The organism is Halorubrum tropicale (genome assembly GCF_001280455.1).
Lineage (GTDB): Archaea > Halobacteriota > Halobacteria > Halobacteriales > Haloferacaceae > Halorubrum > Halorubrum tropicale.
Window position 1 is genome coordinate 154,897 of sequence record NZ_LIST01000001.1, and the last position, 23,993, is coordinate 178,889.

At 69.1% G+C, this 23,993-nt stretch carries 19 protein-coding genes, 3 tRNA genes and 1 pseudogene; 8 read left to right on the forward strand and 15 right to left on the reverse strand.

The window, feature by feature from the left end; genetic code table 11:
* Nucleotides 1-120 precede the first annotated feature (120 nt).
* The 4 genes and pseudogenes from AMR74_RS00665 to AMR74_RS00680 all read left to right on the forward strand — a co-directional run bounded on the left by AMR74_RS00665 (nt 121) and on the right by AMR74_RS00680 (nt 3,734).
* Complete coding sequence (locus AMR74_RS00665; RefSeq protein WP_053770160.1) at nt 121-1,077, forward strand: DUF5787 family protein; 957 nt, start codon at nt 121-123, stop codon at nt 1,075-1,077.
* A gap of 34 nt (nt 1,078-1,111) precedes the next feature.
* Nucleotides 1,112-1,519 carry a CBS domain-containing protein gene (locus tag AMR74_RS00670; RefSeq protein ID WP_053770161.1) on the forward strand — a complete coding sequence of 136 codons (408 nt, stop codon included), beginning with the start codon at nt 1,112-1,114 and terminating at the stop codon, nt 1,517-1,519.
* Nucleotides 1,520-1,633: 114 nt separating this feature from the next.
* On the forward strand, nt 1,634-2,998 hold the full coding sequence (locus AMR74_RS00675; protein ID WP_053770162.1) for an LLM class flavin-dependent oxidoreductase: 1,365 nt from the start codon (nt 1,634-1,636) through the stop codon (nt 2,996-2,998).
* A 363-nt stretch (nt 2,999-3,361) separates the two neighbouring features.
* Nucleotides 3,362-3,734, forward strand: a pseudogene (locus tag AMR74_RS00680) (tautomerase).
* A gap of 46 nt (nt 3,735-3,780) precedes the next feature.
* Here the strand turns inward: AMR74_RS00680 and AMR74_RS00685 are convergent.
* Complete coding sequence (locus tag AMR74_RS00685) at nt 3,781-4,254, reverse strand: deoxyuridine 5'-triphosphate nucleotidohydrolase (protein ID WP_053770163.1); 474 nt, start codon at nt 4,252-4,254, stop codon at nt 3,781-3,783.
* 275 nt (nt 4,255-4,529) lie between these two features.
* Here AMR74_RS00685 and AMR74_RS00690 point away from each other — a divergent pair, with 275 nt between their 5' ends.
* A complete protein-coding gene (locus AMR74_RS00690) occupies nt 4,530-6,515 on the forward strand; it encodes an aconitate hydratase (RefSeq protein ID WP_053770164.1) in 1,986 nt (661 codons plus the stop codon).
* Between the two features lie 246 nt (nt 6,516-6,761).
* Here the strand turns inward: AMR74_RS00690 and AMR74_RS00695 are convergent, their stop codons facing one another.
* The 9 genes from AMR74_RS00695 to AMR74_RS00735 form a co-directional block, all read right to left on the reverse strand.
* Nucleotides 6,762-7,415, reverse strand: a complete 654-nt coding sequence (locus AMR74_RS00695) for a 30S ribosomal protein S7 (RefSeq protein ID WP_053770165.1) — start codon at nt 7,413-7,415, stop codon at nt 6,762-6,764.
* A complete protein-coding gene (locus AMR74_RS00700; protein ID WP_006111505.1) occupies nt 7,412-7,840 on the reverse strand; it encodes a 30S ribosomal protein S12 in 429 nt (142 codons plus the stop codon). The genes AMR74_RS00695 and AMR74_RS00700 overlap by 4 nt, the downstream gene beginning before the upstream one ends.
* Before the next feature lie 202 nt (nt 7,841-8,042).
* The gene (locus tag AMR74_RS00705) at nt 8,043-8,855 is read right to left on the reverse strand and encodes a DUF7537 family lipoprotein (RefSeq protein WP_053770166.1); all 813 of its coding nucleotides are present in this window, start codon (nt 8,853-8,855) and stop codon (nt 8,043-8,045) included.
* A gap of 44 nt (nt 8,856-8,899) precedes the next feature.
* The gene (locus AMR74_RS00710) at nt 8,900-9,319 is read right to left on the reverse strand and encodes a NusA-like transcription termination signal-binding factor (RefSeq protein ID WP_053770167.1); all 420 of its coding nucleotides are present in this window, start codon (nt 9,317-9,319) and stop codon (nt 8,900-8,902) included.
* Entirely contained in the window at nt 9,319-10,533 is a 1,215-nt protein-coding gene (rpoA2, locus tag AMR74_RS00715) for a DNA-directed RNA polymerase subunit A'' (protein WP_053770168.1), read from the reverse strand. Before rpoA2 ends, AMR74_RS00710 begins: the two co-directional genes overlap by 1 nt.
* The gene (locus AMR74_RS00720) at nt 10,526-13,459 is read right to left on the reverse strand and encodes a DNA-directed RNA polymerase subunit A' (protein ID WP_199236338.1); all 2,934 of its coding nucleotides are present in this window, start codon (nt 13,457-13,459) and stop codon (nt 10,526-10,528) included. The genes rpoA2 and AMR74_RS00720 overlap by 8 nt, the downstream gene beginning before the upstream one ends.
* The gene (rpoB, locus tag AMR74_RS00725) at nt 13,460-15,289 is read right to left on the reverse strand and encodes a DNA-directed RNA polymerase subunit B (protein WP_053770170.1); all 1,830 of its coding nucleotides are present in this window, start codon (nt 15,287-15,289) and stop codon (nt 13,460-13,462) included. It abuts the gene before it with no gap.
* Nucleotides 15,290-15,291: 2 nt separating this feature from the next.
* Nucleotides 15,292-16,857 carry a DNA-directed RNA polymerase subunit B'' gene (locus AMR74_RS00730; RefSeq protein WP_053770171.1) on the reverse strand — a complete coding sequence of 522 codons (1,566 nt, stop codon included), beginning with the start codon at nt 16,855-16,857 and terminating at the stop codon, nt 15,292-15,294.
* Nucleotides 16,854-17,084: a DNA-directed RNA polymerase subunit H gene (locus tag AMR74_RS00735; RefSeq protein ID WP_004599097.1), complete on the reverse strand. Its 231-nt coding sequence runs from the start codon at nt 17,082-17,084 to the stop codon at nt 16,854-16,856. Before AMR74_RS00735 ends, AMR74_RS00730 begins: the two co-directional genes overlap by 4 nt.
* 276 nt (nt 17,085-17,360) lie before the next feature.
* Between AMR74_RS00735 and AMR74_RS00740 the strand changes: the two genes are divergently transcribed.
* Nucleotides 17,361-17,433 (forward strand) — tRNA-Asp (locus AMR74_RS00740).
* 30 nt (nt 17,434-17,463) lie between these two features.
* Nucleotides 17,464-17,536, forward strand: a tRNA-Asp gene (locus AMR74_RS00745).
* A gap of 106 nt (nt 17,537-17,642) precedes the next feature.
* Here AMR74_RS00745 and AMR74_RS00750 read toward each other — a convergent pair.
* The 3 genes from AMR74_RS00750 to AMR74_RS00760 form a co-directional block, all read right to left on the reverse strand.
* Nucleotides 17,643-18,647 (reverse strand): histone deacetylase family protein, encoded by a 1,005-nt coding sequence (locus tag AMR74_RS00750; RefSeq protein ID WP_053770172.1) that lies wholly within the window; start codon nt 18,645-18,647, stop codon nt 17,643-17,645.
* The gene (locus AMR74_RS00755; RefSeq protein WP_004599099.1) at nt 18,648-19,079 is read right to left on the reverse strand and encodes a histone family protein; all 432 of its coding nucleotides are present in this window, start codon (nt 19,077-19,079) and stop codon (nt 18,648-18,650) included.
* A 79-nt stretch (nt 19,080-19,158) separates the two neighbouring features.
* Nucleotides 19,159-20,622, reverse strand: coding sequence for a single-stranded DNA binding protein (locus AMR74_RS00760; RefSeq protein ID WP_199236337.1), 1,464 nt, complete (start codon nt 20,620-20,622; stop codon nt 19,159-19,161).
* Nucleotides 20,623-20,870: 248 nt separating this feature from the next.
* Here AMR74_RS00760 and AMR74_RS00765 point away from each other — a divergent pair.
* A tRNA-Arg gene (locus AMR74_RS00765) sits at nt 20,871-20,943 on the forward strand.
* A gap of 370 nt (nt 20,944-21,313) precedes the next feature.
* On the opposite strand, the gene AMR74_RS17040 is transcribed toward AMR74_RS00765, so the two are convergent.
* Both AMR74_RS17040 and AMR74_RS00770 read right to left on the reverse strand, forming a co-directional pair.
* Nucleotides 21,314-21,670, reverse strand: a complete 357-nt coding sequence (locus AMR74_RS17040) for a hypothetical protein (protein ID WP_077152239.1) — start codon at nt 21,668-21,670, stop codon at nt 21,314-21,316.
* A gap of 196 nt (nt 21,671-21,866) precedes the next feature.
* Complete coding sequence (locus tag AMR74_RS00770) at nt 21,867-23,702, reverse strand: cation:proton antiporter domain-containing protein (protein ID WP_053770174.1); 1,836 nt, start codon at nt 23,700-23,702, stop codon at nt 21,867-21,869.
* Nucleotides 23,703-23,993 lie beyond the last annotated feature (291 nt).

Sequence of the window (23,993 nt, forward strand, 5' to 3'; positions counted from 1 at the left end):
TAGGTACCCGCGGGGAATACCGGTTTCGACCGGCGGCGGGGCGACGACCGGGGGCGGGCGGAACCGGAGCCCGAGCGCGGTCGCCGACGCGCTTTAGCCCGCCGCGTCCCTTCCTCACCCATGGAGTACCGGTTCGAGCTGGCGCTGTGCGCCGCGCTCGAATCCCCCGACCGGGTCGTCGCCCGCCAGCTCGGCGCGGGCGTCGAGACGCCCGGGACGCGCATCGTCGACGTCTGCCTGCTGTCGCGGGGGCCCGGCTTCGACGACCGGGCCGCGATCAGCGCCGAGCGGATCCCGGACCCCGCCGTCGAGGCCGCCGTCGGCCCGGGCGAGGCCGTGCCCGTCGCCGACGCGTTCGACCTCCCGCCGGACCGGGCCGCGGCCGTCGTCGACCGGGCCGTCGAGGTCGGCTACCTCGAACGCGAGCGACGGAACGGGCGGGACGCCGTGCGCGCGACGGCGCGCTACCCGGACGACTGGGTCGGCGGCCTCGTCGCCGTCGAGAACAAGCCCGATCTCGGCACGCCGGGCGACCTGGAGGCGCAGCTGCGCTACGACGCCGCGCTCGGCCTGTTCGACGAGGTCGTGCTCGCGACCGCCTCCTACGTCACCCGCGCGCACCTCAACCGGATCCCGGAGGCGGTCGGCGTCTGGCGGTTCGACCCGGAGACGGGCGAGCGCGAGGTGGTCCGCGAGCCGACGCCGCTCGACCCGGACGCCCCCGGCGTCGAGATCCGCGCCGAGCGCCCCTCCCGCACGGACGTCGCCCTGGTCAATCCCGAGGCGAAGGCGCGCAAGCGGCGCCGGGTCGCCGAGCGCGCGTACGGGAAGGGGTGGCGCCCCGAGCCGCCGGCGTGCGCGCACGGCGAGGCGACCGCCGACGGCCGGCCCCGCTGCGCGCACTTCGACCGCGTCGTCGACCCCGGCCGCGAGTGCGGGAGCGGGTGTCCCGCCTTCGAGCCGGCCGACCCGACCACGGCGGACCGCGACCGCCTCCGCGACGAGCGGACGGCGTGGGTCGCGGAGCCCGAGGGGGCCGGGCCGCGCCGGCAGTCCGGGCTCTCACGGTATCTGTGAGAACGCTTATACGGTGAGGGCGGCTGTTTCGGGTATGGACGAGATCGAAGACGTGTTCGTCGCGCGGCTGATGTCGACGGACCTCCACACGGTGACGCCGGACACGCTGGTCGAGGACGCGGCCGCCGTGCTGCTCGACAACGACATCAGCTCGGTGCTGGTCGTCGACGACGACGGGGAGCTCGTCGGAATCTTGACCTCCACGGACTTCGTCGACATCGTCGCGAAGAGCCGGCCGAAGGCAGAGACGACCGTCGAGCGGTACATGACGCGCGATCCGATCACGGCGGGCGCGCAGGACGGCGTGGCGGCCGTCGCCGAGACGATGCTCGAACACGGGTTCCACCACGTCCCGGTCGTCGACGGGGGGACGCCCATCGGCATCATCACCACCTCCGACTTCGCCGCGTACGTCTCCTCGCCGGAGTCGGTCTCGGCGTAACGCGCCCCGCGTCGACCTCGGCCGCGGTCGTCGAGTCCCGGGAGTCCGTCCGTGACCGCGACAAGTCCCGCCACTTCCTGTGCCCGTATTACCCCGGAGCGCGTACCGAGGGCCGTGTCCGATCACCTACACCTCAACCTCTTTACCATGGCCTCGGTGGAGCACGTCTCGCCCGGGTCGTGGCGGTACCCCGGCGACCGGTCGGCGGACTACGCCGACCGCGAGTACTGGACCGAGGTCGCGCGCACCGCCGAGCGCGGGGGGTTCGACGCGGTGTTCTTCGCGGACGTGCGCGGCATCTACGACGTGTACGGCGACGACCGCGAGACCGCCGTCGAGAAGGCCGTCCAGACGCCCGCGAACGACCCGCAGCTCGTCGTCCCCGCGATGGCGGAGGTCACGGACGACCTCGGCTTCGCGGTGACGCGCTCGACGACGTACACTCACCCCTACCAGCTCGCGCGGGAGTTCTCGACGCTCGACCACCTCACCGACGGGCGGGTCGCGATCAACGTGGTCACCTCCTACCTGGAGTCGGCCGCCGAGAACCTCGGGCTCGACGAGCGGATCGACAAGGAGACGCGCTACGACCGCGCCGACGAGTTCCTCGACGTCTGCTACAAGCTGTGGGAGGACTCCTGGGAGGAGGACGCCGTCGAGGGCGACCGCGAGGCGGGCCGGTACACCGACCCGGAGAAGGTCCACGCGGTCGACCACGAGGGCGACCACTTCTCGGTGCCGGGGCCGCACGGCTGCGAGCCGTCGCCGCAGCGCACCCCGGTCGTCTACCAGGCCGGCTCCTCCGACTACGGCCGCTCGTTCGCCGCGCGCAACGCCGAGGCCGTCTTCGCCAGCCAGCCGACGGAGGAGGGCGTCGTCGAGTACATGGAGGACGTGAAGGCGCGCGCGGCCGACGCCGGCCGCGACCCCGAGAGCCTCCGCTTCTTCATCGGCGTGGTGCCGGTCGTCGGCGAGACGCAGGCGCTCGCGGAGGCGAAGCACGAGGAGTACAAGCGGCACGTCGACGTCGAGGCGACGCTCGCGCTGCTCTCCGGCTTCCTCGACATGGACCTCTCCGAGCTCGACCCCGACCAGAAGGTCGAACACATCGAGACGGACGCGATCCAGGGGACGATGAACGCCTTCACGAAGGCCCAGCCCGACCGGGAGTGGACGGTGCGCGAGGTCGCAGAGTTCTGCGGGCTCGGCACCACCTCGCCGAAGATCGTCGGGACCCCCGAGCGCGTCGCCGCCGAGCTCCAGCGCTGGCACGAGGAGGTCGGCGTCCACGGGTTCAACGTCAAGGAGGTCGTCCGCCCGGACTCGCTCGTCGACTTCGTCGACCTCGTCGTCCCGGAGCTGCGCGAGCGCGGCCTCGTCCCCCCGGCCGACGCCGAGCCCCCGGGGGAGACGCTCCGCGAGCGGCTCCTCGGCGAGGGGCAGACGCGGCTCCGCGCGGACCACCCCGCACGGCAGTAGTCGGGTCGGATCGACAGACAGATCGGCGGTCGTCGGGTCTCAGTCGGGCGGATTCCCGGTTCCTGTTGACCGCGTGTTGTGAACGCGTCGCCGCTGACTAATACGACAACGCTGCCGCCCCCGGCACGCTTAAGTGTCTACCACCGCTTGTTCCAGGTGACGCTTCGCTTGGAGGGCCGAAGCGTCAGCGGGGACCTACAGAACGACACGCTCGTGCCATCTTTTCCCGGCACGGGCGTGCCGTTCGTTCCTTTCCGTACCGAGCGACGCGCTCGCGCAGCCGCCGCGCGCGCCGAGGCGTCCGCACGCGAAGTCGCACTCCTGGGGCGATAGCGCGAAGTCGCACCCGGCCGAACCGCGGGTATGCCCCTGTTACACTTCTCGACCACGCTGTCGCTGTCGCCCGCGGAGCGGGAGTCGTTCGTCGCGTTCGTCACCGACCGGTACGCCGAGGAGATGGAGGACGGCCGGACACGTCGCCGTGACGATCGCCGAGCGCGAGCCGTCGGCGATGGCGATCGGGCGGGCGGTCGACGGCCCGCTCCTGTTCTTAGACGCCGAGATCCGCGAGGGCCGCCCGTTCGAGTACAAGCGCGCGTTCGCGCTGGCCGTGATGGAGCGGGCGGTCGAGGCGTTCGGCGTCCCCGGGCCGAACTGTACGGTCGCGTTCACCGAACACGCGGGCGAGGACATGATGGGCATCGACCGCGTCGGCGGGGACTGGGACGAGGCGTAGTCGCCCTCGGGGGGTTCCCGGACGGGGGCGGCCCCGGACCGCCCGCTCAGAGGTTCTCTTCCTGGTAGGCGCCCTCGTACGTCCCGTCGTGGTCGGCCGCGGCGAGGACGAGCTGCGCGATCCGCGCGCCCGGCTCGATCTCGATCGGGTGGCCCACGTCGAGCCGGCCCTCGCCGACGCCCTCGTAGCCCGCGTCCCACACCGCGGTGTCGAGGGTACAGGCGTTCCGCAGCAGCGTCGAGCGCGGGAGGACGAAGCCGATCCGGCCCTCGGGGATCCGCACCGGCTCGCCGTAGCGCACGACGTAGCTCCCGCGTTCGAGCCGGTAGCAGTCGCCACGGGGCTCCAGCTCCCGCCGCTCGCCCACGCGCTTGCCGTCGCGTCCGAGGCGGCCCGGTTCGGTCTGTGCGAACACCGCGTCGACGGTGAGGTCGACGCCGTTCGGCTGTCGCTGCGCGTCGTCGAGGTCGGCGCCGGCCGCCTCCAGCGCCGCCGCGACCGCGGCTCCCGAGTCGAACATGCGCGTCCGGAACCGCGGGCGAGCCAAAACGGTGTCGCCCGCGAGTCGCGGCGCCGGCGGGGGAACCGGCCGGTATCACCGGGACCGCCTATTCGGCCGATTTTGGCCGTTTCAGGCGTTTAATGTCCTAAGACACTCGGGACGGCTACGTATTTCACGGTGCGTGGTACCACGCGGAGATCGGGGCGAAGGTTGCCGTATCGCGGGATCTAACACGGTCGATCTTCTGGAAACTCGCGGGTTTTATATCCACGGGAGGGCCATCATCGCGTACTATGGGACAAACGATTACCGAGAAGATCCTCGATGACCATCTCGTCGAGGGCGAGCTGACGCCCGGCGAGGAGATCGGCATCGAGATCGACCAGGTGCTGACCCAGGACACGACGGGGACGATGGTGTGGCTCCAGTTCGAGGCCCTCGAGATGGACGAGGTCCAGACGGAGCTCGCCGCGCAGTACTGCGACCACCAGACGTACCAGTTCGACTTCAAGAACACCGACGACCACCGCTTCCTCCGCTCCGCGGCCGGCACGTACGGCGCCTACTTCTCGCGGCCCGGCAACGGCATCTGCCACCAGGTCCACAAGGAGAACTTCGCCGCGCCCGGCAAGACGCTGCTCGGCTCCGACTCGCACACGCCGACCCCCGGCGGGCTCGGCCAGCTCGCGATCGGCGCGGGCGGGCTCGACATCGCCGTCGCCATGGGCGGCGGCCCCTACTACGTCGAGATGCCCGAGGTCGTCAACGTCCACCTCGAGGGCGAGCTGCCCGAGTGGGCGACCGCCAAGGACATCGCGCTCCACCTGCTCGGCGAACTCACCGTCAAGGGCGGCGTCGGCAAGATCTTCGAGTACACCGGCCCCGGCGCCGAGAAGCTCACGATCCCCGAGCGTACCACGATCACGAACCTCGGCACCGAGCTCGGCGCCACCTCCTCGATCTTCGCGACCGACGAGAAGACGAAGGACTGGCTCGCGCGCCAGGACCGCGAGGACGAGTACGTCGACCTCCAGCCCGACGACGACGCGGAGTACGCGGAGACGATCGAGGTCGACTTAAACGAGCTCGAGCCGCTCGTGGCCGCGCCCTCGATGCCCGACAACGTCGCCCCCGTCAGCGAGTACGAGGGCACCGACGTCGAGCAGGTCATCGTCGGCTCCTGTACCAACGGCGCCTACGAGGACATCCTCCCCAGCGCGAAGATGCTGGAGGGCCGCGAGGTCGCCAAGCAGACCGAGATGATCGTCGCGCCCGGCTCGAAGCAGGCCTCCGAGATGCTGGCCCGCGAGGGCTGGACCGCGGAGATGATGGCGGCCGGCGTCAACTTCTCCGAGGCGACCTGCGGCGCGTGTATCGGTATCGGCCACGTGCCCGCCTCCGACTCCGTCTCGCTGCGCACCTTCAACCGCAACTTCGAGGGTCGCTCCGGCATCGAGGACGACTCCGTCTTCCTCTGCTCGCCCGAGGTCGCCACCGCGGCGGCCATCGCCGGCGAGATCGTCGACCCGCGTGACCTCGCGGACGAGCTCGGCGACCTCGAGGCCCCCGGCCTGGAGATGGGGACGAAGTACGGCCCCGGCATGGGGAAGGACGACTCGGACATCATCTCGCCCGACGAGGCGATCGACGACGGACTCGTCAAGGGCCCGAACATCGGCGACGTGCCGCTGAAAGACGGGATCGACGTGGACGGCGGCGAGGCCCTCCTCAAGATGGAGGACAACATCACCACCGACCACATCATCCCGGCGACGGCGGACATCCTGAAGTTCCGCTCGAACATCGAGAAGCTCTCCGAGTTCACGCTCTCGCGCGTCGACGACACGTTCGCCGAGCGCGCGCTCGACGCCGACGGCGGCGTCCTCGTGGCCGGCGAGAACTACGGCCAGGGCTCCTCGCGCGAACACGCCGCGCTCTGTCCGATGTACCTCGGCATCGAGGCCGTCTTCGCCCAGAGCTTCGCCCGCATCCACAAGGCGAACCTCTTCAACTTCGGGATCGTCCCGCTGGCGATCGACGAGGAGACGTACGAGAAGATCGACCAGGGCGACGACCTCGAAATCGTCGACGACGTGCCCGCGGGCGTCCGCTCCGGGCAGGAGGAGTTCACCGTGAGCGTCAACGGCGAGTGGGAGTTCACCGCCGACCTCGACGCCTCCGAGCGCGAGCGCGACATCCTCGCGGCCGGCGGCAAGCTCTCGTGGGTCAAACAGCAGCACGCCGACGGCGGCTCCGGCGCGGCGCCGGCCGACGACTGAGCCGACGGCCGAGCGGACCGCTCGACGCCGACGGCCGAGCGGACCGCTCGACGCCGACGGTCTCGTTTTTTCACGCGCCGACAGCGACGGTGCGACGCCCGGCTATTCCGACCGGTACGCGACGAATTTACTGACCGACGAGAAGTGGGGACGCGACGACGGAATCGACGACCGGCGACCCGATCGGGACGGACCCGCGGGTGGCCGACGGGAGAGAGACGAGAGAGAAAGCGCCGGCGGCCGAGTTCAGCGGGCCGCGGCGGCGACGCGCTCGCGCTCCTCCTTCTGCGAGATGGAGTAGGAGCCCTCGACGTCGTAGTCGGCGGCGGCGACGAGTTCGTTCGCGAGCGCCTCGGCGGCGGGCGTCGACGACTTGTACGTCGCGCTGGCGACGGCGTCGGAGATGAACAGCAGCGCCTGGTCGACGCGGCGCTGGGGCGCGACGTCGACGGCCTTCGGGACGGAGATGCCGCCGTACTTCAGGCGGACGGTCTCCTCGCGGGGCGCGGCGTTCTCGACGGCCGTCACGAGGATCTGGACCGGGTTCTCCTCGGTCCGCTCGTGGACGATGTCGAAGGCGTCGCGGACGATCCGCGTCGCCTGCTGCTTCTTGCCCGTGTTCTCCTCGGTCTGCATCAGGCGGTTGATCAGCCGCTCGACCAGCGAGATCTCGGACTTCTTGAACTGCTTGGACGCGTGGCGACCCATCGTATGGGCGATGGGCGTCACCGTCATGTACCGCTTCGTCGAGGGGTCCTCGTAGGCGATCTCGGTGACGTCCCAGACGCCGAACAGCTGGGCGTTCTCGTTGGCGGCCTCGCTGGAGGCGGGCGCGTCCGGGTCCGGCTCGTCGGCGGCGACGTCCTCCTCGGACGGCGCCTCGGTCTCCTCGCCGCTCATCTGACCGGCTTCTCCGCGTTCCCGCGAACCAGTTCGATCATCGACACGCCGTTGACCTTCTCGACCTTGTAGTTGACGCCGGAGAGGTCGCCCATCGCGCGACCCTTCGCACCGCCGATCCCGGCGATGGTGACCTCGTCGTGCTCGTCGATAAAGGAGATCGCGCCGTCACCGGGACAGAACGCGGTGACCTGCTTCCCGTTCTTGATGAGCTGAACCCGAACGCACTTTCGGATCGCCGAGTTCGGCTGCTTTGCCTCGATGCCGACCTTTTCGAGGACGATGCCGCGCGCCTGCGGGGCACCCTCCAGCGGGTCGGACTTCGTCTTGAGCCCGCGCTCTCGCCGAGCGTACTCGGAGTCGGACCAGCGGCGCTTCTGCCGGTCCTTTTTGAGCTTACGGGCCGCGTACTTGCCGTTCGCCATCGTATGCCTACTTCCGAACGGAGCTACTTAAGCGTCGTCTTTCTCCGTCGCGAAACGGCCTCAGATCCTCCGAGCGGTACCTCTCGACGGATCTGAGGGTGTTTCACGAGGCGTCGATGGTCGGAAACGACGGACGTTCGCTCCCGCTGAGCCGGTAAGCGGGCGAGAGCGCCCGTCGTTTCGTCCAGAACGGGACGGGGCGTCAGCCGCTCGTCTCGTCGCGCGCCGTCGCGACCCACGCCGGCTCCGTCACCGTCGCGCCGAGGTCGCGGTAGCCGATGTCGACGTCGACCGTCGCCCCCTGCCCGTCGTGTTCGCCCGCCCACGACTGTTCGAGCCGCGGCACGACGCCGGACTCGTACACGTGGACGGTCGCCGACGCCGTCTCGACGGTCTCGGGAACGTTCCGGTCGCCGTCGAAGGAGTCGGACGCGAACCGCGCGGTCGGCTCCCCGCGCACCTCGCCCGCGCCGTCGCTCGTCGGGGCCCAGAGGTTCAGCCCCTCGTACGCCGTCTCGCCGCTCGCGGTCTCGTTCCCGACGCGGATCCCAGTCAGGACCTCCGCGCGCATCGCCGATTCGAGCTCGCTCGCCGAGCGGTCCGTCGACTGCCGACCGTACCGCGTCCCGTCGGCCGTCTCGCGACGGATCAGCGCCACCCCGTCGGCGACGTACAGCTCCGAGACGTCCGGCTCGTCGGTCTCGGTCACCTCTTGTCGCACGTACTGGCGGCCGTTTTCGAGGTCGTAGGCGGCCTCGTACTCCTGTGACGGGAGCCACGGGGTCGGCTCCGCGTCGCCGTCGTGGCTCGTCGCCGCCGTCGAGAACAGCGTGGCGCCCTCGGCGTCGACGAGCGCGGCGGCGTGCCGCTCCGCGAGGGTCGCGACGTCGAGGCCGTCCTCGCTCCGCCAGTCGGCGTCGGGGAACGGCCGCTCCGCCGAGTCGCCGCCGAGACAGCCGGCGGCGCCGACCGCGGCGCCGGCGCCGACTCCGGCGAGGAAGCGTCTCCGGTCCATGCGACGAGGAACGGGCGCGTCGGCAAAAGGGCGTGGGTTCGCCGTCAGGTCAGCTGCACGTCGTCGACGTCGTAGTGCCGCTCCGCGAGCCGGCGGGCGGTCTCGATGTTCGCGCCGTCCGCGCCGATGGCGACGCCGCGGTCGGCCTCCGGGACCTCGACGTACGCCACGCGGTCGTTCTGCTCGGAGATGGTGACGGCGTTGACGGCCGCCGGCGCGAGCGTGCTGGCGACGAACGCCTCGGCGGTGTCCGCGTCCTCGACCAGTTCGATCGACTTGTCGAGCCGCCGTTCGGCCTCCGCGACGGTCTCGCCGCCCTGGCCGATCGCGGCCGCCATCTCGCCGGCCGGGACCACGAACACGAGCCGGTCGCCCTCCACGAGGCAGTCGGTCGGCGTGACCCCGGTCAGATCGTCGAACCGGCCGATGTACCGCCGCGCCTCGTCGGAGAGCTCGACGCGCATTAGTCGTCGCTCACGACGCGCGACCCCATCCGGAGGTCGACGTCGCCGGTCCCCATCGAGATGGGCTTGCCGGCGATGACGTTCTCGATGACGCCGTCGAGGTCGTCGTACTCGCCGTGGATCGCGGCGTCGAGCAGGTGGTTGACCGTCACCTCGAACGCCGCGCGCGCGAGCACCGAGTCCTTGTTGCCGGAGATGCCGTGCCGGCCGATCGACTCGATCTCGCCGTTGTTCGTCATGATGTCGGCGACGAGCATGAGGTGCCGGACGTTCACGTCGTCGAGCCCCTGCTCTTCGAGCGTGTTCTTCGTCTCGTCGATGATCGTCTCGCGGGCCGCCTCGACCCCGAGGTTCCGGTAGATCTCGTGGATGTTGTTACACGTCGTCCGCGAGGCGTCGACGCCCTCGATGTCGAGGGTGTCGCCGAACGCCGACCCCTCGGTGTAGAGGACGAACTCCTCGTCGCCGTCGATCTCCTCTTTGCGGATGACGACGCGCTCGATCTCCTCGATGCCCTTGAACACGATCTCCCGGAGCCGCTCGACGAGCTGGAGCAGCTCACGGTAGCTCGGCTCGTTGGGGCCGAACTCGATGACCGTGCCGGCCTGTCGGGTCTCGACGCCGAGCGAGTCCTCGATCGTCTCGGCGATGATCTCCGCGACCTCCGTCGGGTCAGAGTGGGTGGGCCACCGCTCCAAGAGGGTGTCGTCGTTCAGGTCGATCCGGACCAGCATGTCCGCGACGTTCGTCGACACGTCGCCGAGCGCGAGGATGCGCGTCGCCTCGATCGACCAGACGACTTCGTGAGCCTTCTCGCGGTCGGTCGCGTACTCGCCGTCGAGGTGGACCGTCATCATCGGCGTGTCCGGCGTCTTCCGGGCGTCCACCAGCTCGATGAGCCGGGGGAGCCCCTGCGTGACGTCGATCTCCGCGACGCCCGCGTAGTGGAACGTGTTCATCGTCATCTGCGTCCCGGGCTCGCCGATCGACTGCGCCGAGACCGTCCCGACGGGGTCGAGGGGGTCGACCCGCGTCTGCTCGTAGCGGTTCACGACGCCGTCGACGATGTCGGTCGCCTGCTCGATGGTGACCTCGCCGGCCTCCTCGGCCTTCCGGTCGATGGCCTCGTACACCTTCGTCTTGAGCCGACGTGGGAGCTCGGTCGCCTCCACGACCGCCTCCATGTCGTCGGTGACGTGGTCGTACTCAGTCATCGGACTCCACCCCCGGCCCGCCGGCCTTGTTCAGCCCCGGCCCGGCGTGCTCCGAGAGGTTCGTCGGCGGCTCGCGCTCGCCGAGGAACCGCTCCTTCTCCTCGTCCGAGGCGAACTCCGCGTCGACCACGCGGTCGACGATCCCCTCGACGTCGATGCCGTCTTCCTCGCCGGAGGAGACCTTCACCGGCGAGGTGCCGTCCTCGCCGAACTCGAACTGGACGATCCGGCCCGAGGTGTCCCGGACCGTGCCGTCGTACTGCGCCTCCAGCTCGGAGAGCGCGTTGATGAGCCGGCGCTGGAGGTAGCCGGACTTGGAGGTCCGGACCGCCGTGTCGACGAGCCCCTCGCGGCCGCCCATCGCGTGGAAGAAGAACTCCTGGGGCGTGAGCCCGCCGCGGTAGGAGTTCTCCACGAAGCCGTGGGCCTCCGAGGAGAGGTCGTTCGGCCGGTAATGCGAGAGCGTCCGGTCCTCGTAGCCGCGGTTGATCCGCTCGCCGCGGACCGCCTGCTGGCCGACCGAGCCGGCCATCTGCGTCAGGTTCAGCATCGAACCGCGGGCGCCGGAGCGGGCCATCACGACCGCCGGGTTGTCGTCGCCGAAGTGCTGGTCGGCGATCTCGCCGGCCGAGTCGCGGGCCTTCCCGAGCGTCTGCATGATCTTCATCTCCAGGGTCTCGTCGACGCCGCGGCCCGGGAGCGACTCCAGCTCGCCGGCCTCGTACGTCTCGATGAGCTCCTGGACGCGGTCGTAGGCGCTCTCGATGGCGTCGTCGACCTGCTCTTCGGCCTCCGGCGGGATCGACTCGTCGTCGATCCCGATCGAGAACCCGAAGTTCATGATCGCGCGCATCGCCAGCGACGCGATCTCGTTGATGAACACGCGGGCGCGGGTCTCGCCGTACTCCTTCGTGAGCGTGTCGACGACCTCGCCGCCGAACGCGCCGACCGCGTCCTCGTCGATGGTGCCCTCGATCAGCTGGCCGCCCTCGATGACGACCTCGTCGCCGGCCGAGGAGGCGAAGGAGAGGTCCAGGTCGTCCGGGAGCAGTTCCGAGAACAGCGTGCGACCGGTCCAGAACTCGCGGCCGTCGTCGTCGACGCCGTCGGCCTCGGGCAGCTCGTCCACGCGCGTGGCGCGGAGCAGGTCCAACGCCTGGGTCTCCGTGAACTCGGGGTTCGAGTGGGTGAGCAGGTAGGTGCCGGAGATGTGGTCCTGGATGGCGCCGATGATGTTCCCGCCGAAGCGGGGCGAGAGGATCTGCTCCTGGACGCGCATGAGGACGCGGGCCTCGGCGCGGGCCTCCTCGTTCTGGAGCGCGTGCATGTTCATCTCGTCGCCGTCGAAGTCGGCGTTGTACGGCGGACAGACGACGGTGTTGAGCCGGAACGTCTTGTACGGCATCACCACGACCTCGTGGGCCATGATGGACATCCGGTGCAGCGAGGGCTGCCGGTTGAAGATCACGATGTCGCCGTCCACGAGGTGGCGGTTCACCTCCCAGTCGGCCTCGACCTTCTCGGCGAGCTCCTCGCAGTTCTTCTCGGTCACCTTCAGGCGGCGACCGTCGGGGCGGCGCACGTAGTTCGCGCCGGGGTGGGCCTCGGGCCCGTTCCGGACGTACTGCCGCGCCTCCTCGACGTTGCGCTCGGTGACGTTGAGCGTCTGGGTCATCTCCTTGGCCACGCGGTCGGGCACGCCGACCTCGTTCAGCGAGAGCGTCGGGTCGGGCGAGATGACCGTCCGGGCGGAGAAGTTGACGCGCTTGCCGGACAGCGAGCCGCGGAAGCGGCCCTCCTTGCCCTTCAGCCGCTGGCTGAGGGTCTTCAGCGGGCGCCCGGAGCGGTGTCGCGCCGGGGGCGTCCCGCTGATCTCGTTGTCGACGAACGTGGTGACGTGGTACTGGAGGAGCTCCCAGAGGTCCTCGATGATCAGCTGCGGGGCGCCGGCCTCGCGGTTCTCCATGAACCGCTGGTTGATCCGGATGATGTCGACCAGCTTGTGGGTGAGGTCGTCCTCGGAGCGCTGGCCGTTGTCCAGCGTGATGGAGGGACGGGTGGTCACCGGCGGCACCGGCAGCACCGTCAGGATCATCCACTCCGGCCGGGAGTGTTCGGCGTCGATGCCGAGCACTTCGAGGTCCTCGTCCGGGATGTCCTCGAACCAGTCGCGGATGTCCGAGGGCATCAGCTTGTTCATGTCCTCCTCGGTGAGGTCGACGTCGAGCGCCTTCTCGATGGCGCGGCGGTCCTCCTTGCGCGGGCGGAACTCGCCGGCCATGATCTCGTTGATCCGGTCGAGGGCGATGTCGGTCGCGTCGGCGAGCTCCTGCGGGGAGGTGCCCGGGTCGTCCTCCTCCTCGTCGGGCTGCATCGCGGCCGCGATGCGCTCGGAGTAGTCGCCCGAGAGCACGTCCTGGACCTCGTAGTAGGTGGTCGGCTTCTCGTGTTTGATGTCCGCCTGCGGCTCGCCGCAGAACGGGCAGGTCGACGCCTTCCGGGCCTGCCGGACGGCGGCCTTCAGCACGTCGTGCTCGTCGTCGCCAAGCTCCTTCGCCCGCTCGTAGCGGTCGCGGAACTCGTCGCGCTGCGCGTCGTCCAAGGCGAGCCGCCCGCACTCGCGGCACGTCGAGCGGAGCAGCCGTCGGATGAGCTTCGTGAAGCCCACGTGGATGACCGGGGCGGCCAGCTCGATGTGGCCGAAGTGGCCGTTACAGGACCCGGAGTGGGAACCGCAGGTTCGGCACTCCAGGCCGGGGTCGATGACGCCCAGTCGCGGGTCCATCAGCCCCATGTCGATCGGATAGCCGTCGTCGTCGTACGTGTCGGCCGTGATCACCTTCGTCGCGGACATGTCCCGGTACGTCTCCGGGTCCATGAGGCCGAAGTCGATCCCGCCGAGCACTTTCGGTGTTTGCGTTGACATCTAAATCGCGTCCTCCAGTTCGAGTTTCGGTCGGATGCCGAGGGCGATCATCTCGTCGAGCAGGAGCTTGAACGCGTAGCTGACCTCCAGCTCGTGGATGTCGTCCTCGTCGCCCGTGACCGGGTCGTACACGCGGCGCTGCTCGCGGTCCTCGACGGCGACGAGCCCGGTCTCCGCGGAGACGTGGACCGTCTCGGCGTCGGAGGACTCCAGGAGTCGCTCGTTGAGCACCATCGACGCGCCGTGGCCGATGATCGTGTCGCGCTCCATCTCCCCGACGCGCAGGCCGCCCTCGCGGGCGCGCCCCTCGGTCGGCTGGCGCGTGAGCACCTGGACCGGCCCGCGCGAGCGGGCGTGGAGCTTGTTCGACACCATGTGGTACAGCTTGTGGTAGAAGATCGTCCCGACGAAGATCTCGGCGTCGATCTTCTCGCCCGTGACGCCGGAGTACATGACCTCCTTGCCGGAGGACTTGAAGCCGTACTCCTCGAGCTGGTCGCGGAGCTCCTCCTCGTCTTCGCCCTGGAACGGCGTGCCGTCGACCCGCGAGCCGCGCAGCGAGCCGACCTTGCCGCCGAGCATCTCCAGCACGTGGCCGACCGTCATCCGCGACGGCAGCGCGTGCGGGTTCATCACGAGGTCGGGGACGACTCCCTCCTCGGTGAACGGCATGTCCTCCTGGGGCGCGAGGTGGCCCACGACGCCCTTCTGTCCGTGTCGGGACGCGAACTTGTCCCCGAGCTCGGGGACCCGCTGGTCGCGCACCTTCACCTTCGAGAGCTTGGAGCCGTCCTCGCCCTCCATCAGCGTCACGGTGTCGACGACGCCCGACTCGCCCGAGCGCATCGTCACCGAGGTCTCGCGGCGCTTCTGCGGGGAGAGCCCGCCCATGTCGTCCGGCTCTTCGAGGAAGCGCGGCGGGCTGGTCTTGCCGAGCAGGACGGAGGACTCGTCGACCTTCGTCTCCGGGTTGACGAGGCCGTCCTCGTCGAGGTGCGTGTAGGCGTCCTCGCCGCGGGCGCCGCGCACGTCCTGGTCCGGGATCTCGAAGCGGTCCTCCTGGCCGCCGGGGTAGCGGCGCTCCTCGCCCTCGTAGGTCCGGAAGAAGTGCGAGCGGGTGAGCGCGCGGTCGACGGAGCCCTGATTCATCACCAGCGCGTCCTCGATGTTGAACCCCTCGTAGGACATCACGGCGACGACGAAGTTCTGCGCCGCCGGCCGCTCGTCGAAGCTGATCTGGTCGGAGGTCTGCGTCTTCACCATCGCCAGCTGCGGGTAGTGGAGGAGGTGCTGGCGCGTGTCCGGCCGGATCCGGTAGTTCGCCGAGGGGAGCCCGAGCGACTGCTTCATCATCCCCGCGCCCATGGTAATCCGCGGGCTAGCGTTGTGTTCTGGGTACGGGATCATCCCCGCGCCGATGCCGAAGACGAGCTGCGGGTCGATCTCGAGGTGCGTGTGGTCCTCGGTCACGTCCTCCTCGTCGACGGCGACGAGGATGTCCTCCTCCTCCTCGGCGTCGATGAACTCGACGTAGCCGCGCTCAACGAGGTCCTCGAACTCGACGTCGCCGCGTTCGAGGGCCTCGATCTCCTCGTCGCCGAGGAGCGGCTCGCCGTTCTCGACGACGATGAGCGGGCGCCGCGCCCGCCCCGCGTCGGCGTTGACGATGACCTCGCGGGTCCGGTCTTTGACCGAGACGTTCACCATCTCCGAGACGTCGCCCCGGCGGCGCGCCTCGCGGATCTGTTCCGCGAGCTCGTGGGGGTTCTCGTGGGTGCCCACGAGGCTCCCGTTGACGTACACCTTCGCTTCGCGTTCTGCTTGTGCCATGATCAGTCGTCCGCCGTCTGTCGGTCGACGCCCTCGATGCCGGGGATCCCCTCGACACCCATCGACGCCAGTTCTCGTTTCAGCCCCTGTTCGTCCTCGACCGTCTGCGAGAGCTCCATCGCCTGCGCGAAGTTCTTCACGAGCCCGCAGTTCGGCCCCTCCGGGGTCTCGGAGGGACAGATGCGACCCCACTGGGTCGCGTGGAGGTCCCGCGCCTCGAAGTGCGGCTGCGACCGCGACAGCGGCGACCGCAGGCGCCGCAGGTGCGAGAGCACGCCCATGTAGTCCGTCCGGTCGACGAGCTGGGAGACGCCCGAGCGGCCGCCGACCCAGTTGCCCGTCGCGATCGGGTGTTCGAGCCGCTCGGTCAGCACGTCCGAGCGGACGACCGTGTTGACCGTGAGCTGCCGGTTCCGCATGTTCGCGCGTTCGAGCTGGTACTTCACGTCGCGCGCCAGCTTGTTCAACGCGGTGCGGAACAGGTCACGCATGAGGTCGCCGGAGACCTTCAGGCGCTTGTTCGCGTAGTGGTCCTTGTCGTCGGCCTCCCGGCGGTCTAAGGCGAGCTCGAAGCACGCCTCGGCCATCCGGCAGAGGTAGTACGCCTTGTTGATCCGCACGTCCTCCTCGTCGACGCCCTCCTCGTGGAGGTGCGGGAGCAGGTAGCGGTCGATGACGTAGTTCGCCCGCTTGAGCTGGTAGTTCTTCCCCTGACCGGAGGCGACGCGCTCGCCGAGGGTCTCGATGGCCTCCTCGGTCGTCTGGACCGAGGCCTCCTCTAAGTTCTCCAGCATGAACTTCACGATCTCGGGGTCGTCCGAGACGCGGTGGACGATCTCCTCGTCGGATTCGAGCCCGAGGGCGCGGACCAGCGTCACGAAGTCGATAGAGCCGGAGACGGAGGGGAACGACACTTCGAGCAGCCCCTCGCGGTTGCGCTCACAGAGGACCAGCGCGCGGTACCCGCGGCGCTGGGAGAACGTCTTCGCGACCTGGATCTCGTCGCCGTACTTCGAGTCGTACTCCGCGAGGATCTTGTTCGGCGCCAGGTCCTCCGAGGTCATCAGCACGCGCTCGGAGCCGTTGACGATGAAGTAGCCGCCGGGGTCGACGGGGTCCTCGCCGATGTCGATGAGCTCCTCGTCGGAGAAGCCCGCCATGTTACACTTGTCCGAGCCGACCATGATCGGCATCCGGCCGACCTTGGTCTCGGTCGTGTCGACGACCTGTTCGGGCTCGTCCTCGCCGCCGCGCACGATGGACATCTCCATGAACACGGGCGCCGAGTAGGTGATGTTCCGGAGGCGCGCCTCCTGCGGGTAGAGCAGCTCCTCGGAGCCGTCGGCCTCGCGGACCCGCGGGGTGACCATCCGCACGTCGCCGAGCTCGACGTACACCGGTTCCTGGCCCTCCTTGTCGCCGATGTCCGTCTCGATCGTCTCCTTCTCGTCGACCACCTCCTGCATGCCGCGGTCCAGGAAGTTGTTGAACGAGCGGAAGTGGTGTTCGGCGAGCCGTTCGTCCGAGAAGTACTCGCGTGAAACCACGCGTCGGTCTTGCCTGTTCATGAGACGACCAGTCGGTACACGACCGCCTCGTCGGTCGTACGGGAGTCGCGGACGATCTTCACCACGTCACCGACTTCGGCCTCGTCGGGGAGCGCGGGGTCTGTGCGCTTGATCTTCGGTAAATTCGTTTTCTTCACGTCGTACTCCGCCAGGACCTCCTCGACCTCCTCGGGGTCGTCGAGGAGAACGTGGTCCGGGACGAGTTCGTGTTGGCTTACGTCTACCATGGGTGCTGGTGGTGGGGAGAAGCTATCACGAGATACTACAGATTCGTATATACGCCAGCGGCATAAGAGTTACCAAGCGCGCCGCGCACGGCTCACGGTCGCGGGGCGAGCGACACTCCCACACACGCGCGGTCGGCACAAAAGCATACCGGCCGCGACCCCGACCGGCCCCGCAACGTCGCGGCCCGCAGGCCGCAGTTCCCTGTCACCCACCCGCACTCCCGCCAGGGATGACAAGCCTTATTTGCCAGACAGGGATACGAACTGATGCGACAAGCCCGGATGGTGTAGTGGCCCATCATACGACCCTGTCACGGTCGTGACGCGGGTTCAAATCCCGCTCCGGGCGTCCCCACGTTTCGGGGCGCTGTCGCTGTCTGCCCGGATGGTGTAGTGGCCCATCATACGACCCTGTCACGGTCGTGACGCGGGTTCAAATCCCGCTCCGGGCGTTCTTCTCGACGCCGACTACGAACGAGGAGCGGTAGCGACGAGCGAATCCGGCGTCGACGTACCCAGAAGGGATTTGAACAAGAAAGCGAAGCGACTCCCCGCGCCTTACAGGCCCAGTTCCGCCCGGAGGTCGTCGACGAGCGACTCCGTCTTGGCGTCGGGATCCTCGTCGGTGTCCACGGGCGGCCGCCCGTCGTACGTCTCGTGGACCATCGAGACGCCCTCGGCCAGCGTGTCCAGCCCGTAGCCGCCCTCCAGCACGTACGCGTCCGCGGCGCCGACGTTCTCGGCGAGCGTCCGGATCCGGTCGGTTAACAGCGCGTACCCCTCCGAGGAGACGCGCATCCGCGAGATGGGGTCGTGGCGGTGCGCGTCGAAGCCCGCGGAGACGATCAGCAGGTCGGGGTCGAACCGGTCGACGGCGGGCGCGATCCCCTCGTCGACGGCGTAGAGGTAGTCGGCGTCGCCGGCGCCGGCCGCCAGCGGGAGGTTCGCGGTCGCCCCCTCGCCGTCCCCCTCGCCGGTCTCGTCGAGATCGCCGGTGTCCGGGTAGAGGCCGTCCTCGTGGAGCGACGCGTAGAAGACGTCGCCGCGGTCGTAGAAGATGTCCTGCGTCCCGTTGCCGTGGTGGACGTCCCAGTCGAAGATCGCGACGCGGTCCGCGAGGTCCTCGTCGAGCGCCGTCTGGGCCGCGACGGCGGCGTTGTTGAAGAAGCAGAAGCCCATCGCGTCGTCGGTGACCGCGTGGTGGCCCGGGGGGCGGCCGAGCGCGAACGGCGTCTGTCGACCGGTCGAGCCGTCGAGCGCCGCGCGGGCCGCCCACTGGGCGAGGCCGGCGGAGGCGAGCGCGGCGTCCCACGTCCCGTCGCTTGCGACGGTGTCGGGGTCCCAGCTCCCGCCGCCGTCCGCCACGAACGACTCGAGCTCGTCGACGTACGCGGCGTCGTGGACCGCCGTGACCGCCGCCTTCTCGGCGGGGTCGGCCTCGACGTACTCGACGCCGTGGCGCTTGGCGAGCCCGCGGCGGATCGCGCGGAGCCTGTCCGGGTTCTCCGGGTGTCGTTCGCCGGTGTCGTGGTCGAGGCACCGCTCGCTGTAGCCGAACCGCATCTACTCGAACAGCGCGAAGTACGTCTCGATGTCCTCGGCCTGTACCGTCCGTCGGTCCGCGTGGCGGGCCAGCGTCGCGGCCGCGCTCGCGACGTTGTCCGCGTAGTCCTCCAGGATGTCCGCCAGCGCGACCCGCGCGTCGACGCCCACGCGGTACCGGTCGTCGATCCGGAGCCGAGCGATCCGGTCGATGGGCGCGACCGGCAGCGTGAGGTCCTCGCGGCTGACGACCTGCTCGACCCCGAAGTCGGCCGCCATCAGCGTTTTCCGACCGTCCGCGGTCGCCCGCTCGGCCGCGTCGACGGCCAGCTCCGCGCCGTGCGACTGGATCCGTCGCGCGAGCTCCTCGGCGGCGTCCGCGCTGACGCGGAGTTCCCCCGCGTTCCGCCGGATGATCCCGTCGACCGGCGCGAACGGCAACTCGACACTCATACACACAGTCGCGTCCGTGTATCGTATAACGCTTTCCGTTACCCGCGTGGCCGCCGGTTCCGGAGGGGAGCCGGCCGCGTCAGAAGACGTCGTCGGCGTCGATGGTGCCGTCTCGCTCCGGCCCGCGAACGGTAATCTCCTCGCCGAGGCGGAGGCTCGCGTCGGTCTCGACCGTCTTCGTCCGCTGGCCGTCGTCGAGGACGACCGGGTCGCCCGTCTGGACGACCGTCCCGGTGAACTCCACCGCCTCGCCCGACTGCTCCGCCGTCGCGGCCGCGGCGCCGCCCGCGCCGCTCGCCTCGTCCTCGCCGCCCTCGCCGGCGACGGCCTCCGCGGCCGCCTTCCGTCCGTCCTCGGCGAAGGCGCCGAGCCCGGTCTCGTCGGCGTCGCGGTCGTCGCCCGAGCGTCCGCCGCCGGCGGCGTCCGCCGCGTCGCCCTCTCCCTCCAGGACCGAGACGGTCGAGCGCCAGTTCGCGGACGCCTCCAGGTCGTCCTGCCAGCCGTCCTGGATCTCCACGTCGGTGAAGACGACGCGGTCGGCCAGTTCGATCTCGCGGTCGGCCTTGTCGCCCCACAGCGCGACGCGGATCTCGCCCGTCTCGTCTTTGATCCGGACGTTGCGGACCTGCCCCTCGCTGCCGTCGTCGCGGTCGAACGTCCGTTTCGGGTCCGTCTCGATGACGCCGCCGGCGACGTCGACGGTCTCGCCGATCTCGAGGTCGGCGATGTCGGTCGTCTCCGGGACGTACTCGACGTCCTCGTCGACGCGCTCGACGGTGCCGCGGTCGCCGACGTGGAGCTCTAAGTCGCCGTCGCGCTCGCGGACGTAGCCGTCGCCGACCTCGACGACCTCGCCGGGGTCGAACTCCCCGGCGAGGTCGGCCTTCCCGTCCCACAGCGTGACGCGGACGCGGCCCGTCTCGTCGCCGACGGTGAGGTTCGCCACGCGCCCCTCGCTGCCGTCGTCGCGGTCGAACGTCCGGATCGAGTCGGTGTCGAGCACCTGACCGACGAGGTCGACGTCGGACGCGCCGAGCGTGAGGTCCTCGACGCGGTAGGTGTCGAGCACCTGGACGTCGACCTCGGCGTCCTCGTCCGGTTCGACCTTGTCCGCGCTCACTTCGAGGCCGCTGTACCCCTCCTTGGGGCGGCCCATGACGCGGAGGACCTGCCCGACTTCGAGCTCCTCCTCGGCGGCCGCGGCCATGTCGTCCCACAGCGCGACCCGGACGGAGCCGGAGGCGTCCGCGACGTCGACGTTACACACCCGGCCCTCCTCGGCCTCGTCGTCGTCGCGCTCGAAGGTCCGGACCTCGCCGATGGCGGTCACCTTCCCGAGGAACTTCACCTCGTTCATTCCCGGCTCGATGTCGGCGATGGTGTCGGCCTCCTCGTCGCGCAGCTCGTGCGCGATGAGCATCGCGGCGGTCTCCTCGTCGGCGAGCCCGCCCATCTGCTCGACCTTGTCCTCGACCGCGGCCTCGAACTCCTCGAACTCGACCTCGGTGTCGAGGTCCTCGTACACCTCTTCTATGGCTCCCATACTCGTCCCTCCGTGGTCGGCGAGGTCGCGCATAAGCGTTGCCGTTGCCCGGGGTTCGCGCCGGCTCCCGGCCGGTCGGCGGGGCGACCGGCGCGGGGCGCGGTCGCGGCTCGAAGGCGTCGCATAGCGGTTCATGGTGCCCGTCGATACAAAAGGTGTTCATCCCGCCCGGAGAGTCCGTGCGGACCGGGAGCACGCGGCCGCCGGACCGTAACCGTCTTAAGTTCTACCGCGATACGTAGAGATGAGTCCTGGTAGGGTAGTGGACTATCCTCTTGGCTTGCGGAGCCAGGGACCGGAGTTCAAATCTCCGTCAGGACGTTTTCGGACACACAATACGGCGAGCGTAGCGAGCCGTGCGTGTGTCCGAAAACTCCACGGAGATTTGAGCAGGAACGTCGCAGCGGCCGAGCGAAGCGAGGCCGACCGTCGTTCCGAGTTCAAATCTCCGTCAGGACGCTCACTTTGCGGCTGTCTCACTTCGTTCGACAGCCGCTGCGTTCGGTCCTGACGGGCCCTGCGCTCGCTTCGCTCGCGCAGGACTCCGTCAGGACGCCTCGTTGGTGCGGCTCGGCTCTGTTGAAATCCTCAGGCGGTGACAGGTTCCGGGCTACTGTGGTCAGTACAGGTGAACCGCGGATCGCTCAAGACGGAACAGTAGTAGACTGGTCAGTACAAGAGATCAGGACTGTCAATCAATGTCTTCTGATCCTTCAGCAGTTGTTTGTCGAGTAGGAAATATCGCTGTGTCGGGTGCGTTGAACGGACTGTTTGGTCCGGTAAGCCACGCAGAGAGGTAGACAACACAGGCGGCGATGACAGCCACCGGCAGCTGGCGCATAAAAATGCCATAGGCAACCGTGACAGCGATCGCAGCACGAGTGAGCGTATGACGTTCGGAATCGCCGTAGTACACCAGTGCCGCGACACCAAATGCTGAAAGCGTCAACCACGCTCCAATTATGACTTGACCAGTCAGTACCGAATACGCCAATCCAATGATACCGATCAGTACCAACACCGCCGCAATACGTTTTGAGGAGGGCATATGAAACTCGTTATGTCCGAATGTCTTAAATTACAGTCATTAGTCACGAAGCGGATCTCACCGACCGGCTGTTTCGGACGAGAATATGTCTGAATGGTGGTATTTCAACAACGCCTACGGCTGCTAAATGGCTCAAAATCAGGTCATCAGCCGCAGTTCCCCCACCGCGAGCGGTTCGAACGCCGTAATGTACGTCTTAGTCGTGCGGGTGGAAGCGCTCCATCGCGCGGCGGACCCCGTCGGTGTCGCCGATGAACGTCAGGTGGTCGCCCACCTCGACGACGCTGTCCGCCGAGGGGACGCGGTTGTCGCCGTCGCGGCTGACCACGGCGACGAAGGTGCCGTCGGGGATCTGCGCGTTGAGGTCGCGGATGCTCTGCCCCGCGAGCGTCTCGGAGGTCACCTCGATCTCCTGAACGTCGTGGCTGTCGCCGAGCTCGTTCATCCAGTGGGTGAGCGCGGGCCGCTCGATCTCGTCGTCGATGGCGACCGCGGTCGCGGTCGTGGCGTCGATGCCGGTGACGCCGATGCTGTCGAAGGCGTCGACGTTGTCCGGGTCGTTCACGCGCGAGTAGACGGACTCGACGTCGAACTTAGTGATCGCGAGCTGACAGGCGAGGAGGTTGATGTCGTCGTCGGCCGTCGTCGTGATGAACCGCTTGGCGTCCTCGATGTGCGCCTCGCGCAGCGTCTCCGTGTCGCTGCCGTCGCCCTCGTAGACGGTGAACCCGGCCGAGCGCGCGCGCTCGACGACGTCGGGGTCCGTCTCGACGACCACGACGTACTCGCCCCTGTTCTCCAGTCGCGTGGCGAGCGCCTGGCCGACCCGACCCCCGCCGATGATTATCGTGCGCATTGGTGACACTCCGAGGAACTCTCCGATCTGCCGCGCGAGCCCCGCCTCCACGAGGACCGTCGCGAAGATGACCGCGAACACCGTGCCGACGAGCAGCTCGCCGGCGGCGACGCTGCCCGCGAGCTCCAGCTCGATGGCGAACAGCGTCGCCACGCTCGCCGGGATGATCCCCCGCGGGCCGACGCTCGCGAGGAACAGCCGCTCGGGCCGGGTGAACCGCTCGACGCCGGCCGTCGCGATGAACGCCCCCAGCGGCCGGAGGACGAGCATGACGACGACCACGATCGCGACCACGCCGAGCCCGAGGCCGGCGATCGCCTCCACGTCGATAAGCGCCGCGAGCGAGATGAACACGAACGATAAGACGATCGTGGTGGTGTTCTGCGCGAACCGCTCGATCTCCTCGCGGTTGTCGATCCCGAGGTTCCCGAGGAGGATCCCGCTCGTCGCCGCCGCCGCGATGCCCGCCTCCGCGGCGACCGCCTCCGCGGCCGCGAACGACCCGATCGCGGCCGCGAGCACGAGGAACTGCGACGCCTGCACGTCGCGTTCGGGGACGAGGTCGCTCTCCAGCAGCGCGTAGATGACGACCGTGGCGAGCAGCCCCGCCGCGACCCCGACGCCGAACCGCTGGAGGAACGAGACCACCGTCGCGGGGACGCCGAGGTCGTCGAGCAGCAGCGTCTCGAAGATGACGACCGCGACGATCGCGGCCGTCACGTCGTTGACGATCCCCTCGGTCTCCAGCGCGGTCGCGACGTGGTCGCGCACTCGGACGACGTCGAGGATCGGCGTGATGACGGTGGGGCCGGTGGCCACGAGCAGCGCGCCGATCAGGAGCGCGATCTCCCAGGTGCCGTCGGTGAAGGCGCGGACCGCGGCCGCGGTCCCGACGAACATCACGAGGGCGCTGACGGTCACCAGCCGGAGCGACGCCGTCGACGCGCGCCGGATCCGGTCGATCCGGAGCGCGAACGCCCCCTCGAAGACGATGATCGCGACGCTGAGCCCGACGATGATCTCCAGGCCGTCACCGAACGTCTCCAGCGTCACCAGCCCCAGCAGCTCGGGCCCCAACAGCACCCCGATCGCGAGGTAGAAGATGACGCTGGGGACCCGCAGTCGGTGCGCGAGGAGCTGGACCCCGAGCCCCGAGACGAGGACGACCGCGATCACCGGGAGCAGGCTACTGGACACGGCTACCGGCGATACGCTCCCGGCCTTCCTTAGTGTACTGGTGATCGGGGGGCGTGGCCGGTCGGCCGCGACCGCCGGGCGCGGCATTGGGTCACACACACGAGCAACTATTAACTCGATTCCGTTTCTGGGTGAGAATACGCCCGGTCGGTCCCCACCGCCGGGTCGAACCCATGACCGTCCGCGACCCCATCCCGACGTTCGCCCCCCGCCGGAGCGTCCGGAAGGTCCGCGGGCCGGTCGCCGCTCTCCTCGGCGCCGTCGCCGCGT